At 53.0% G+C, this 12,168-nt stretch carries 14 protein-coding genes; 2 read left to right on the forward strand and 12 right to left on the reverse strand.

The window, feature by feature from the left end; genetic code table 11:
• Nucleotides 1-2 precede the first annotated feature (2 nt).
• The 11 genes from ACE5KN_RS19180 to ACE5KN_RS19230 form a co-directional block, all read right to left on the reverse strand.
• A complete protein-coding gene (locus ACE5KN_RS19180) occupies nucleotides 3-1,130 on the reverse strand; it encodes a CgeB family protein (protein WP_375524366.1) in 1,128 nt (375 codons plus the stop codon).
• Between the two features lie 33 nt (nucleotides 1,131-1,163).
• Nucleotides 1,164-2,171: a CgeB family protein gene (locus tag ACE5KN_RS19185; protein ID WP_375524365.1), complete on the reverse strand. Its 1,008-nt coding sequence runs from the start codon at nucleotides 2,169-2,171 to the stop codon at nucleotides 1,164-1,166.
• Nucleotides 2,172-2,310: 139 nt separating this feature from the next.
• Entirely contained in the window at nucleotides 2,311-2,505 is a 195-nt protein-coding gene (locus ACE5KN_RS19190) for a hypothetical protein (RefSeq protein WP_375524364.1), read from the reverse strand.
• 31 nt (nucleotides 2,506-2,536) lie between these two features.
• Nucleotides 2,537-2,926 carry a FliH/SctL family protein gene (locus ACE5KN_RS19195; RefSeq protein WP_375524363.1) on the reverse strand — a complete coding sequence of 130 codons (390 nt, stop codon included), beginning with the start codon at nucleotides 2,924-2,926 and terminating at the stop codon, nucleotides 2,537-2,539.
• Entirely contained in the window at nucleotides 2,923-3,231 is a 309-nt protein-coding gene (locus tag ACE5KN_RS19200; RefSeq protein WP_375524362.1) for a hypothetical protein, read from the reverse strand. Before ACE5KN_RS19200 ends, ACE5KN_RS19195 begins: the two co-directional genes overlap by 4 nt.
• Complete coding sequence (locus ACE5KN_RS19205) at nucleotides 3,228-3,569, reverse strand: alpha-helical endospore appendage domain-containing protein (protein ID WP_375524361.1); 342 nt, start codon at nucleotides 3,567-3,569, stop codon at nucleotides 3,228-3,230. Before ACE5KN_RS19205 ends, ACE5KN_RS19200 begins: the two co-directional genes overlap by 4 nt.
• A gap of 25 nt (nucleotides 3,570-3,594) precedes the next feature.
• Nucleotides 3,595-3,882 carry a nucleoside-diphosphate sugar epimerase gene (locus ACE5KN_RS19210; protein WP_375524360.1) on the reverse strand — a complete coding sequence of 96 codons (288 nt, stop codon included), beginning with the start codon at nucleotides 3,880-3,882 and terminating at the stop codon, nucleotides 3,595-3,597.
• 149 nt (nucleotides 3,883-4,031) lie between these two features.
• Nucleotides 4,032-4,763 (reverse strand): sugar phosphate nucleotidyltransferase, encoded by a 732-nt coding sequence (locus tag ACE5KN_RS19215; protein ID WP_375524359.1) that lies wholly within the window; start codon nucleotides 4,761-4,763, stop codon nucleotides 4,032-4,034.
• Nucleotides 4,760-5,557 (reverse strand): glycosyltransferase family 2 protein, encoded by a 798-nt coding sequence (locus ACE5KN_RS19220; RefSeq protein ID WP_375524430.1) that lies wholly within the window; start codon nucleotides 5,555-5,557, stop codon nucleotides 4,760-4,762. The genes ACE5KN_RS19215 and ACE5KN_RS19220 overlap by 4 nt, the downstream gene beginning before the upstream one ends.
• Nucleotides 5,548-6,468: a glycosyltransferase family 2 protein gene (locus tag ACE5KN_RS19225; protein ID WP_375524358.1), complete on the reverse strand. Its 921-nt coding sequence runs from the start codon at nucleotides 6,466-6,468 to the stop codon at nucleotides 5,548-5,550. Before ACE5KN_RS19225 ends, ACE5KN_RS19220 begins: the two co-directional genes overlap by 10 nt.
• Nucleotides 6,465-7,193 (reverse strand): glycosyltransferase family 2 protein, encoded by a 729-nt coding sequence (locus ACE5KN_RS19230; protein WP_375533130.1) that lies wholly within the window; start codon nucleotides 7,191-7,193, stop codon nucleotides 6,465-6,467. Before ACE5KN_RS19230 ends, ACE5KN_RS19225 begins: the two co-directional genes overlap by 4 nt.
• A gap of 605 nt (nucleotides 7,194-7,798) precedes the next feature.
• On the opposite strand from ACE5KN_RS19230, the gene ACE5KN_RS19235 reads away from it, so the two are divergent.
• A complete protein-coding gene (locus tag ACE5KN_RS19235; RefSeq protein WP_375533131.1) occupies nucleotides 7,799-9,466 on the forward strand; it encodes a M4 family metallopeptidase in 1,668 nt (555 codons plus the stop codon).
• Nucleotides 9,467-9,658: 192 nt separating this feature from the next.
• Here ACE5KN_RS19235 and ACE5KN_RS19240 read toward each other — a convergent pair whose 3' ends face one another.
• Complete coding sequence (locus ACE5KN_RS19240) at nucleotides 9,659-10,837, reverse strand: glycosyltransferase family 4 protein (protein WP_375533132.1); 1,179 nt, start codon at nucleotides 10,835-10,837, stop codon at nucleotides 9,659-9,661.
• 169 nt (nucleotides 10,838-11,006) lie between these two features.
• Between ACE5KN_RS19240 and ACE5KN_RS19245 the strand changes: the two genes are divergently transcribed.
• Nucleotides 11,007-12,131: a YheC/YheD family endospore coat-associated protein gene (locus ACE5KN_RS19245; RefSeq protein WP_375524354.1), complete on the forward strand. Its 1,125-nt coding sequence runs from the start codon at nucleotides 11,007-11,009 to the stop codon at nucleotides 12,129-12,131.
• The last annotated feature ends 37 nt before the right edge of the window (nucleotides 12,132-12,168 follow it).

Consider the following 12,168-nt stretch of genomic DNA (forward strand, 5'->3'; position numbering starts at 1 on the left):
CATTATGGAAACAGGATGGACAGCATCTGATGAAGCCTGTGAGCATACGTATGCTCCTTCAAGGTCCGTTTGAGGCCTCTCAGCGCAATCTCCTGGCGCTCCTTCTCATGAGTGAGATAGTATTCGACCTTTTCTATCAGTTCCTGCGGTGTGGTATAGGTTTCGATCTCCTCCCCCGCCTTATAGAAACGAGCCATGTCGTCCCGCGCATCCGTGAGCTGAAAGGCTGAAGCCGCGCAAATTTCAAAGCTTCTCGGATTGGGTGAAGCAGGCGGGATTTTCAAATTTGAATTATTGTTCACGGAATCGTCCAAATGCGAGCGATGCAGGTTAATGACGATTTTGGTGCCGTTGTACACCTGATTCGTTTCTTCCGGATCATGCCATTTATTCACCTCGATTTTATCCGCGTACATGTGGTAGTTCTCGATCCGGTCCCACCAGAGGCCGTTAATGCCCGTGTTGTGGGACATCAGCTGCGGCATGATGGGGTTCATGAAGTAGATGCGGCTCCAGTATGCAGATCCTGTAAAGTTAACCTCCCTCCGCACCGTGGACGGGGTTGTCAAAGGAAAGTAATGGCTCCTGTAAGCTGCAAAGGGCAAATAGTGTACAGAAGAGCAGCCTAATTTATGGTAAAGATCAATGCAATTAATTTCCAGTGTGAAGATATCATCAAAATGAGGGGCCATTTTGGCTGTAATATCGGTATAGTAAGGATCGTCTGTCAGCCATACCGCTGTCCGAATTCCTTTTTTACGGATTTCATCCACCTGATTTACCGGCAGCTCCAAGCCATCCAGCACCAATACCAGATCAGGTTTGAGATGCGCGGCGATATCGGCAACCTGCTGGCGCGGATCCGCAAGCGTCACATGATGCACCATGTCCTGCAGCGTTGTATGAATCGCCTGATCGATCGGTGAATAAGGATACTGCTTGCCGGAGGACACGTACAAAATGTGAAGCGGGCGTTTTGGAAACTTTGTTTCGATTCGGGCCGCAACGGCGTTCGCTCTCCCCCTGAGATATCCTTCTTCATAGCCGGCATGCGCCCCGTATTCGCGACCTTTGTTGTAGGAGACAGCCGCAGCCAATGAATTTACATTTACCGGTTGCTGCTCTTCCATGCAGTTCACTCCTGTTCGTTGGAATTCCGGCTTCTAACTCAAGGCGATGTTCAGCAGCTTCGGTATCCTGCTTGTATAGGTATGATTTCGGCGTGTCGTATACACGCCCCGCCAAGCGATATGCTCGCGCTGCCTGCCGAATCTCAGATAGTAGGCTATTTTGGCCCTTAATTCATCCGCGTTCGCAAACGTCTCAAGATCGTAACCGGGGCGGTAATGACTCGTTAAGTCATCCCTTACATCGGTCAACTGCAGTGTCCCGCACGCGCTGATCTCATAGGTTCGCGGATTGATCGACATCGCCGGCTGCCGGTAGGTGTTCCTGTTATCCATGCCCATTTCGCTGGGGCGGTGAAGATTGATCACGATCTTCGAAGCATTGTAATAATTCACCGTCTCCGTCGGTTCCATCCAGCGGTCATGGATAAACCTTCCGAGCAGATCGGTTCGCTTCAAACGGTCCCAATGCCCGCCTACAATAATCACCTTTTTATCCGCCAGAAAAGGCGCAAGCTGATCAAACAGCTCCACCCTGTTCCAGAAGGCGTTCCCTATAAAGCAGACATCATACCGGAAATCTACCCGGCGGGGATGAAACATTTCTTCATCCACCCCAAGGGGCATGTAGTGAACATTTCCAGCACCAAGCGACCTGTAGAACGAGACACAGGACAGCTCGTGGGTAAATACAACATCATAATGAAGCGCGATGGCGGAAGTGTCTTCTGTAAAGTAAGGGTCATCCGCAAACCAGATCCCTGTTCGGATACCTAGTGACCTTACCTTTTCCACCTGCTCCAGATGATCCGGCGGGAACACATGCAGCCCGTTCATTACCAGCATCAGATCAGGGCGGAAGGACGCTGCCGACTCAAACATGGTTTCCGCTGTTCCTACCATACACTCCTTGGTACACCGCTGAAGCGCCCTCGTCACCCCGCTGTCTATGGCCGGAAAGCCTTGCGGGATAAAAAGCACCCGGCAATCCACCAGCTGCGGATTCACCGGAGTGCGCTCCACCATCGCCTGGCATCCCCCCATTCTTCGACCTTCCCTGTATCCCATTCGGAAAATACTGCTTGTCATTTTTGGATCTCGGCTTATCGCCACCAGCATCACCTGTCTTTTTGTAGACTCGACTTCCGTCTCTTAATCTATATATGCCGTGGGGTCAAATACATCATGGACGACTGCCTCCGTAAGGGAAAAAGCGGCGATTGCCCTCTCTTAATCCGCCTATGATCAAGAGACAGAACACCGTCAGCAGTAGTTTTTTTAGCAAAAACAGGAATATCAGGCCGCCAAAGCTAATATTTTTGATGTCAAAAATAGAAATGGCAGACAGCCGCAAGCATTTGCTTGCAGCGTCTGCCATTTCTTCCGTTCGCCTGTACTGGCGGGGGTGCCTATGCCTGATTGGCCAGGCTGCTGCCCTCTTCGTAGCCTTTAGAAAAGCCCTGATTAAAGCCTTCCTCGTAAGCATCCTCGTATCCTTTATTGAAGGCCGTGCCATCATGCGGCAGCGCCGCTGCGGGCTCCAGTGCCTGCGGGTCAACTCCCGGCGCCGGAGCAGGAATATGAGGAGCTTCAACCGGAACGGTAAAATCCCGCGGCCGGACATGCCGCTTACGACGAAGAATGCGCCGTTTCCTCGCTTGCCCTGGCGTCCGTTTACGCCGGACAAGTCCTCTTTTCCTCGCTTTCAGCTTGCGGACGCGCCTTCTCTTTAAAAGGGGTTTGCCGTAACCCAATCTATTTTTGCGTGTTTTCCTCCTGATGCCAGGTTTCGGTTTCATTCGGTCCCTCCTTCCCTTGCATGCCGGTCAGATACAGGGGCGTATAAGCCTTCCATGCTGTTCATCCACGGCAAGCCAGGGCTTCCCTCCAGCCGCCGATTCAGCGAGATCCCTGCGATCATACGGGTAATCTGTTCCTGGTAAGACGTCAGAAGACGAAGCGTCTCCTCCAGACTCTTGGCGGACATGCCCGAATGCGGGATGACATCCGATACGCTGTTCATCATCCTTGCCACAGCCTGCTGGCTAACAGCAATCGATTCCAGAAGAGAAAGCTTTACCTCCTGCTCGTTTCCCCGGTTCATGTATCGAAATCTTCCCCGCTCATGGCATCGCCAAACATTCCTCCCATGCCGCCGCCCCCGGAGCCCCCGTCAGAATCCAGCAGTGCCTTCATGTTATTGCAAAGCCCTGTCTGTACCCGGGTCAGCCCCTCCAGCATTTCTACCAGCTGTTCATGAATTTCCAGCGGTTTTTTAAGCTGGTCCTCGTGCTGCTCGAAAGCCTGAGTTCCGACATGATTGATAATCCAATTGCGGGCTTTCTCAGCTTCAACCGTTTTGGCCTCCAGAATCATAGCGATATCCCACTGCATTTTCGCAGCGGATTCCAGCATATGCATCATGGCCTGTTCTCTGCTCATGCTTTCATCACCGCCCGGTTCACATCTACTCCTCGTCCTGTCCGTTTAATTCCTTCATCACCTTTTCCAACAGCTCTGCCATGGACTCCTGCAGATCGGCGAGACCATTCAGGTAAGCAATCACACTTTTGTTCACCTCGGACGAGTTGTCCATCAGCCCGCCCAAATTGCCGAACTCCGGATCCTCGTCAGGCAAATTATGAATAATTTGCGCCATGCGGACGGCAACATGCCTTTCCGTTTCCAGGAGTCGGGTCAGCTGCTGCTGGGATTGGGATACATGCAGCAGTATTTCGTCAACCTTTTGTTCCATAAGTCCCCCCTTGTCCGGTTATCCCCATTCCGAATCGTCGTTCTCCCTGCAGAGAATCAGTGCTGACGTCTATACATAACTATTCAAAACAAGGGCTCCTGGTTCATAAGCAAGCGCCTATTCGGCCAGACCGGGACCGCTTGGCGGTTTCAAATCTGTCTGTTCACCATATGCAATCCTGCCTCGCTTAAGGACTCAAAGGTTCCGGCATCGCCCCAATAACCCTGCAGGATGTCGTATTCCAAACGATTCGCGGCGGCATAACGGTTGTTCACATCTGTAATTTCAAGTTCTCCTCTGGCAGACGGGTTGATTTGCTGAATGATCTCGAACACGGACGTGTCGTATAAATAAATGCCGGTGACACAGAAGGAGGATTGCGGATGCTCCGGCTTCTCCTCAATTCGTTCAATCTTGTGCGGGTTGTCCGAGTGAAATACAGGGACCCCGTATCTTCTTGCATCCTCAACTTCTTTAAGCAGAATTCTTGCGCTCCCTGGCTGCTGCTGCTGGTAACGTTGCATAACCGGCAGCAAATCATCCGTAAAAAGGTTATCCCCAAGCAGGACGATAAATCTCTCCTGTGGCTTGAAAAAACCTTTAGCCAGCATCAACGCCTCGGCAATTCCGCCCGCCTCTTCCTGAATGCGGTACGTGATTTCCACACCATATCTGCTCCCGCTGCCGAGCAGCTCGGTATACAGGCCGGCTGATTGTGTGCCTATAACCAGCATAATTTCCGTAACGCCCGCTTGCCTCAAACGTTCAATCCCATACAAAATCATCGGATATTGGCCTACCGGAAGCAGATGTTTGTTGACGATTGAAGTCAGCGGGAGCAGCCGCGTACCCTTGCCTCCTGCCAAAATAACCCCCTTCATAACTTCACTCCCTCTTTATCCCGTCTGAGCACGGGTTGTATGGTTCCGGCAGGTTTTTCGATAAAACATTCGGGATCCACCTGCCATTTATCCACAAACCGTTGATGATTGCGTTGTATCAATGCCTTCAGTTCTTCCTCCGCCATTAAATTGAAGCTGGCGCTTCCCTGATGGTGAACAAAACAATCGGCGCATGCTAGCAAGCGGAATCCATGCGCCCGAATCCTGAAGCAGTAGTCATCATCTTCATAATGGCCTCCGCTGAAGATCTCATCCAGATACCCTACCCGCTGCAGCAGCTCTCTGCGGAATAAAAGGCAGAGGCCTACAAGCCTTTCCGTTTCGATCCAGCGGGACGGGTCGCTCCGGTTGTTGTCCGCAGCATACCGCATAAAAGCCTCCATGCTGTCCGCCCCGGTTTCCACCTTCTGAATGCCGCTTGCATAATTGGTGACAGGCCCTACCATTCCGATCCGCTCGCTGCTGTGCAGCGCGGTCTGCAAATTGTTCAGCCAGTCTGGCATAACAGTCACATCGTTGTTCATCAGAAGCAGAAGATCCCCCGACGCCAGCCTTAATCCTAAATTACAGGCAGCTGCATAACCGCTGTTGTCAGGATTCCAAATACTGATGAGCCGCTCTTTTTCACAGTAAGCCCATGTTCCGTCACTCGAACCGTTATCAACAACAATGATTTCATAAGGGGTGTCCGTAAAAGCGCGGATTGCCTCCACGCACGGCTGCAGCAAATGCAGGCCGTTGTAAGTCGGAATAATAATGCTGGTCAACGGAATAGCCCATTCCTCCTTCTGGCGAGTTCAATCCGGGTCATGGAATGCGTTGCCGGAAGCCCGCCTCTGCCCGTCATGGAAAGCACGTAAGCTATGGCTTCGGCATGGTCTCCCACAATCAGCGCTTCCACCGGATTTCCTTTACCCTCGTTTAATGAATTGCGCCTTCTGTTACGGATAAGCACATCTACTGTATGGGCAGAGGCAACCTTCATCCCTTTCAGCATTGCGATTGCCTGGGCTAACGGCGGTACGGCAAGTGCTTCGGTCCCGATCTCCTTCAAGCCGCGGCGGGAAAGCGCATGAGGGACAGCCGTCATGGAGTCGCTTCCCAGGTCGGGACGTTTCAGCAGCCTGTTCAGGTATCCCTTGCAGCGGGTCACGCTGTCCTGCCTTTTGAACGGCGGCAGCAGCGGAGTCAAATGATTGAGCGCCACATCGTATCCATGATCGATAGCTGACAGAAACGGATAAAGCTCCTCTGCGGGAATCACCATGTCGCCGTCCACAAATAAAATGCAGTCCGCCGTGCTCAGGCGGGCGCCAACCCCCCTTCCCACATCATATCCAAGCTTTTCAGGAATGCTCACGATCCGAATCCCCGGAATTTCAAGCGCCCTGCGGTATGTTCCATCACTGCAACCATTCAGTACAACGATAATCTCCTGCAAAGGGAGTCGTTTAAGCTCATTAAGCACATCGACAATCGTAGCCTCTTCGTTGCAGGCTGCTACAACGGCTGCTGCGGTTCTGTTTAAGACAAAAGGGGTGGCGGCAGCCGGCTGCCCGTTCCTGCTTCTTTTTAACGGAGCCTGTGCCGAAGCGGGCCGAACCCTCCGTATGCCCTTGGTCCGCACCCGGCGGATCGACCGGCGCTGCAGCCTGGAACCGGATTTTCTGTTCCCCCGAATCATGGCGCTCCCCCTCCGATTGCATTGCGTCTTCGCTCCAGATCACTGAATCCGGCACGGGGGCCCAACTGACTGGTTAACCAGCGGATCGCCTGCACGTGATCCTCCAGCACAACATCCTCCAAGGGGTCGTGGCTGCTGCCGTACCATCGTTTGACATTTAATTTTCCTACATGCACACCTGCTGCCGTTCTGACATCCAAACCCGCAACGGCAGCCATTGCTTGAGCAAGCGGAGGCTGGCCCAAAGCTTTCCCAACCAATTGGGCAGCTTTGCGGCTCAGCGCATGAGGCACAGCCATTAAGGAGGCTCCCTTTAAATCGGGACGGCCTAACAGGATGTTCAGCATGAATTTCGCTTCTACGACCCGATGAACCGGATTCCGGTCCACAGGTCCGCTGTAGCTATTCAGCGCTACATCGGCTCCCTGCAGGATGGTTTCAATAAAGGGCTGCAGTTCAGCAGCCGGGATGACCATATCTGCATCAAGAAAGACAAGGATCTCTCCTGCGGCCGCCTCGGCCCCGATCCTGCGCCCGACATCATGACCAAGCGGCTCGGCATAGCGGATCACCTTGGCTCCAGCCGCTGCAGCCAGCGCAGCGGAGTTATCCTTCGACCCGTTGTCCACGACAATGACCTCCACAGGATTGCTGACCCGGCCAGCCTCATGGACGACTCTGCCGATCGTTCGGCTTTCATTCATCGCAGGGATGATAACGGACACCAGGGGACGTACCATTCGGCGGAGGAGACCCCTGCCGGTTAGCTTTGCCGGTGCGGATTTTTTTGTTCGAATAAACCTCCGTTGCGTTCTCTTCATTGGTCTATCGTCCTCCCTTGCATCAACGCTGCAAGCCTTCAGCATTTTATGAAGCCCGTCAGTGCCCCGCAACGGCATTTGTCCTACTCTATCAAAGTTCCTTGTACAAAAAGCTTGCCATATTTCAGCGGATTTCAGAGAAAAATCTCAAAAAACCTCTTCTCGAATCTATGACTCTGTGATAATATCAATTTCAGATTCGAAGGACTTACAAATAATAACTTTTATGTATTCCAACCCCTGTCCTTCTGCATCCCGGCTGCACATCTATCCTATCGCGAAGGGAGGACTGCCCATCTGACTTGTACAACCCCTGCCTTTATACTTCTGCTTAACAACTCTACGACAATCGTACACAGAAATGACTTTCCTCTTTGACCTCTACTTCAAATCAGCTTGCTTCCTGATCCTGCTAACGATGCTTTTCTTTCCATCGGCTACCAGACACCTGATGCCGGAAAGTCGGTTTCCAGCATATCTAAAAATCTGTTTATGGGAGAGTGGATGAAATGCGGATGAAAAAAACAGGAACACTCCTGGCAGGAGGCACGCTGCTTTTTGGCGCACTTGCCTCGGGTGTGGGCGCTGAACCTTCGGACAGTAGTCCTGTGGAATTAACGCCAAAGTTTGTAGCAGAGGTCGCAAAGACACCGGCTTTTGCCTCCAATGACCAGAAGGTATTGAACTTTCTGCAGAAAAGCTCCAAAACACTCGGCTTGAGTAGTGAGGGAGTGCAGAAACAGCTGAAAATTGTCAAACGTGAAAAGGACAAACAAGGGCTGCTTCATTACCGTCTGCAGCAGTATATTGACGGAATCCCGGTCTACGGAGCGGTGCAGACGGTACATTTGGATAAGGACGAACAGGTTACCTCCCTTCTCGGTGCCGCAATCGCCGAAAGCTATCAAAACATCCCCGGCGGCACAACGCCGAAGATCAGCGCAAGTGATGCCGTGTATATTGCGGAGCAGGAAGCCGCTGCCCGTATCGCCAAGGAACTGGACCTGAAGACTGCCGAGGTAACAGATGACGTATATGCGGAAAACAGTCCGGATGGAGAACGAATTTCGCTATCGGATTCCGTTCTGGGTGAACGTGCGGCAGAGCCTAAAGCGGAGCTGTACATTTATCCGGAAGGGGAGTCAGCACGGCTGGTGTATATGACAGAGGTCAATTTGCTTGATCCTGTCCTGCTCCGCACCCGCTACTTCATTGATGCACTGGACGGCAGCATCGTGTTCCAATACGATATCCTGGCCATGGCTACAGGCAGGGGGACAGGCGTGCTTGGCGATGCCAAAACATTCACAACAACCCAGTCTGGCAGTACCTATCAGCTAAGAGATACGACCAGGGGGAACGGAATCCTAACCTATACCGCGAACAGAAGATATACCTGGCCCGGCACATTGCTGACAGATGCGGATAATGTCTGGACAGACGCCGCGGCGGTCGATGCCCATGCTTACGCTGCCGAGGTGTACGATTACTATCTCGACAAATTCAACCGCAACAGTCTGGACGGCAACGGCTATCAGCTTCGTTCAACGGTTCATTATGGCGTGAATTATAATAATGCCGGCTGGAACGGCGTCGGTATGGCGTACGGTGACGGCGATGGTGTCGAATTCACCCTGTTGTCCGGCAGCCTTGATGTAGTCGGCCACGAGCTGACTCACGGGGTTACCGAATTCACCTCGGGCCTGGAATATCTTAACGAACCCGGAGCGCTTGACGAAGCCTTCTCCGATATTATCGGAAATGATGTAGAACGGGAGGATTGGTTCATCGGCAATGAGATCTATACACCCGGTATCCCGGGAGATGCACTAAGATCCTTGGCAAACCCGACACTGTTTAATCAACCTGACCATTATGATGACCGTTATAGAGGTACTGCGGATTACGGCGGTGTTCATATCAACAGCGGCATTATTAACAAAGCGTACTATTTGACGGCTGCAGGCGGAACGCACCATGGTGTGACCGTGCCGGGAATCGGACGCGACAAGGCTGTGGAAATCTACTATAACGCCTTTGTCTATTATTTGACGCCAACGTCCAACTTCGCAGCCGCACGTGATGCCCTCGTGCAATCCGCCGTTGATCTGTACGGGGCAGGTTCAGCCGAGGCCACCTCTGTCGGTCTGGCATTCGATGCGGTTGGCGTCCATTAATCTGCAGGGCAAGGCCATCCGCAGTTGACATCGTCGCGGACCGAGAATCCGTTATTTTCAAAATATTACGTATATTCTCATAATAACGTGCATCCCGGTCCGCTCCTATTGTTCTTGAACAAATAACGGCCTGTACCTGCGGTTCCGATGAAGGACATACAGGCTTACAGGCCGCATTTGTTTCTCTTCCGTTCATTTACGGGCTACCTGTTCAATGATTTCCGCCCACCGCCGTGAAGAGTGCTCCCACAAAAAGCGGCTGTTTGCTTCCCTCAATCCCGCGAGCCCCATCCGCCTTCTTGTCATCGGCTCCTGCAGCAGGCGTATCACCGCTTCGGCAAGCTCCTGTTCTATCCGTTCGGGCGAGATCAGCAAACCCGTAATGCCGTCCTTTACCACCTCCGGAATTCCTCCCGTACGCGCTGCCACAACGGGCACCGCTGCCGCCATCGCTTCCAGATTGACCAGACCGAAGGCCTCATCCCGCAGCGATGGCACAACGACAATATCGGCAAGCTGATACAAGCCTGCCAGCTCCTCGTGGGGGGTATAAGGGATAAAACGCACGTGGTCTTTTACGTTCACCGCCTGTGCCCGCAGCTTCCTTGTATATGCTGTGGAACGGCGGCTGCCGTAAAAAGCGCTTCCGACCACAAGCAGCAGCACATCCGGACAGGAAGCAATGATCCGGGGCAGCGCCTCAAGCAGACGGTGCACTCCCTTACCCGGTACCAGCCTGCCCACGTACAGAAGAATTCTCCTGTTATGCCAGCCTGCCTTGTTCAATCCCGCCGTGCGTGCCGCTTCGCCTTCTGCAGTCCACCGCTGCCGAAAATGGTCTATCCGAACCCCCGGGTAATTGATTGTTATCTTCTCCGCCGCCTGTGGCACCCTGCTGATGATGGCCTGTTTGACATACTCGCTGTTTACCACGATCCGGTCGAGCGGCGCAAGCAGCATGCTCTCCTTTCCTGGGATCATATAAGGAGGACGCATAAAGGTCGTGGAATGAAGCGTCAAAATAACGGGTATACGGGGACATGCCTTCTTGATCCTGTAAGCGGCGAAAGGACGGTTGTGCACATCCGCGAGCTGTGCGGGCCATCTCTTCAAAGCCTTGATAACCGAGGGAATGTATCTTTTTCCGCGCGGAAAACGGATGCACGGGATACGGTTCAGCCTGCCCCGGGCAGGCAGCCCTTCTCCCCGGATTCCATAAATCCGCGTCCGCTGCGGATCAGCCACCGGGGGAATCGTATGTTCGATCACACGTTCAACAGAACTGCTCCGGGATGAAGGAATGACAAAGGATCCCGGTGTCACGACAGCCAGTCTGGGAGGATACACTGGAGCATTCACACCCTTTCTCAATCGGCTTATACAGCATTGAATACATCATATACAGCTCCTTCTCCTGAGTACGGGTTCCGGCCCAATTCATGTCATCCGCCGCAAGTTCAGGCGGTTGTCCAGTCCCTTCGGCCAAGCGGGCACATATAATGCCATTGTTCGATACTGTGCCTGACAAGGAGGATTGGCCATGCCCCTCGAGTACGCCGGTATATTGCTGAGCTCTGCCGCATACGGCAAAATTCCAACAGGGCGGACGGGTCATGAATGGCTGATGAATTATGAAGAAGCCGGTGGCCGCTACGGGGTGATCCCCTGTTATCTGCGCCTGAAGGACATCAATCCTTCCGCTAACGAATGCATCGCATATCTCTTATATAATGGCCGCTTCACCAGGGCGGTGATCCCGCTGCCCTCCGTAATTCACAATCGCGCCATACACAGCGGCCGGGCAAGCCGGCAGAAGCTTGCGGCTCTGTGGAAGAAGGGTGTCCGGATTTACAACCTGCAGACCCGTTTCAGCAAATGGGATATTCATACGATACTATCCCAACATCCGGAGCTGAGCCGCCATGTGCCTGCAACCTTGCCGCTCAGGCGGTCCGCTCTGCAGCAGATGATGGGACAGTATGAAGACCTTATCATAAAACCCTGCTTCGGCAGTGTCGGCAAAGGGATTATGCGTCTGCAGAAGAACGGCGGTTTCTGGAAGCTTCAATATAAGCAGAACAGACAATCAGGGACGAGAAAGCAAAACTGGGTAACAAGATACCTGGGCATGCACGAGGCGATCCATAGAGTGGGCAAAATAACAAGAAGAGAGCCTTGCATCATTCAGCAGACCATTCCGCTGGCTGCCCAGGAAGGGCGTCCGTTCGATATTCGCATGACAGTGCAGCGCAGCTACGGCGGAGGCTGGCATTTGACCGGCATGTTCGCCAAAATCGCTCCGCCCTATACATTTGTCTCCAATGTAGCGCAGGGCGGCTCGGTCGCTTCGGTTGCTGAAACGCTTTCCTCCGCCCTTCCCGGCCTCGATACCCGGTCGCTGATCAGCAAGCTGAGGAGCTTTGCCCTGGAGCTCGCTGAAGCGCTGGCAGAAAAACTTCCGCACCTTGCCGATGTAGGGCTTGACGTCGGAATTACGGCGAAGGGTGAGTTCTTCTTCATTGAATGCAACGGGCGCGATTTGCGTTACGGTTTTGAACAGGCGGGCATGCTTCGTGAATGGAAAATGTCCTATACCCATCCCATGGGCTACGCGCGCTGGCTGCTGGATCAAGGCGTACAGCTCCCCCACAACCTGCCATATTGATTTACATCACGTAATATGTCAATATAATGCAGAGCGG

This window comes from Paenibacillus terreus (genome assembly GCF_042138595.1).
In the GTDB taxonomy this organism is placed as follows: Bacteria; Bacillota; Bacilli; order Paenibacillales; family Paenibacillaceae; genus Paenibacillus; species Paenibacillus terreus.

Excerpts from the sequence above, each read along its gene's own strand:
- ACE5KN_RS19180 (WP_375524366.1), bottom strand. The coding sequence starts at position 1,130 with ATGGAAGAGCAGCAACCGGTAAATGTAAATTCATTGGCTGCGGCTGTC.
- ACE5KN_RS19195 (WP_375524363.1), bottom strand. The coding sequence starts at position 2,926 with ATGAAACCGAAACCTGGCATCAGGAGGAAAACACGCAAAAATAGATTG.
- ACE5KN_RS19215 (WP_375524359.1), bottom strand. The coding sequence starts at position 4,763 with ATGAAGGGGGTTATTTTGGCAGGAGGCAAGGGTACGCGGCTGCTCCCG.
- ACE5KN_RS19235 (WP_375533131.1), top strand. The coding sequence starts at position 7,799 with ATGCGGATGAAAAAAACAGGAACACTCCTGGCAGGAGGCACGCTGCTT.
- ACE5KN_RS19225 (WP_375524358.1), bottom strand. The coding sequence starts at position 6,468 with ATGATTCGGGGGAACAGAAAATCCGGTTCCAGGCTGCAGCGCCGGTCG.
- ACE5KN_RS19185 (WP_375524365.1), bottom strand. The coding sequence starts at position 2,171 with ATGGGGGGATGCCAGGCGATGGTGGAGCGCACTCCGGTGAATCCGCAG.
- ACE5KN_RS19200 (WP_375524362.1), bottom strand. The coding sequence starts at position 3,231 with ATGAACCGGGGAAACGAGCAGGAGGTAAAGCTTTCTCTTCTGGAATCG.
- ACE5KN_RS19245 (WP_375524354.1), top strand. The coding sequence starts at position 11,007 with ATGCCCCTCGAGTACGCCGGTATATTGCTGAGCTCTGCCGCATACGGC.
- ACE5KN_RS19205 (WP_375524361.1), bottom strand. The coding sequence starts at position 3,569 with ATGAGCAGAGAACAGGCCATGATGCATATGCTGGAATCCGCTGCGAAA.
- ACE5KN_RS19210 (WP_375524360.1), bottom strand. The coding sequence starts at position 3,882 with ATGGAACAAAAGGTTGACGAAATACTGCTGCATGTATCCCAATCCCAG.
- ACE5KN_RS19190 (WP_375524364.1), bottom strand. The coding sequence starts at position 2,505 with ATGGCAGACGCTGCAAGCAAATGCTTGCGGCTGTCTGCCATTTCTATT.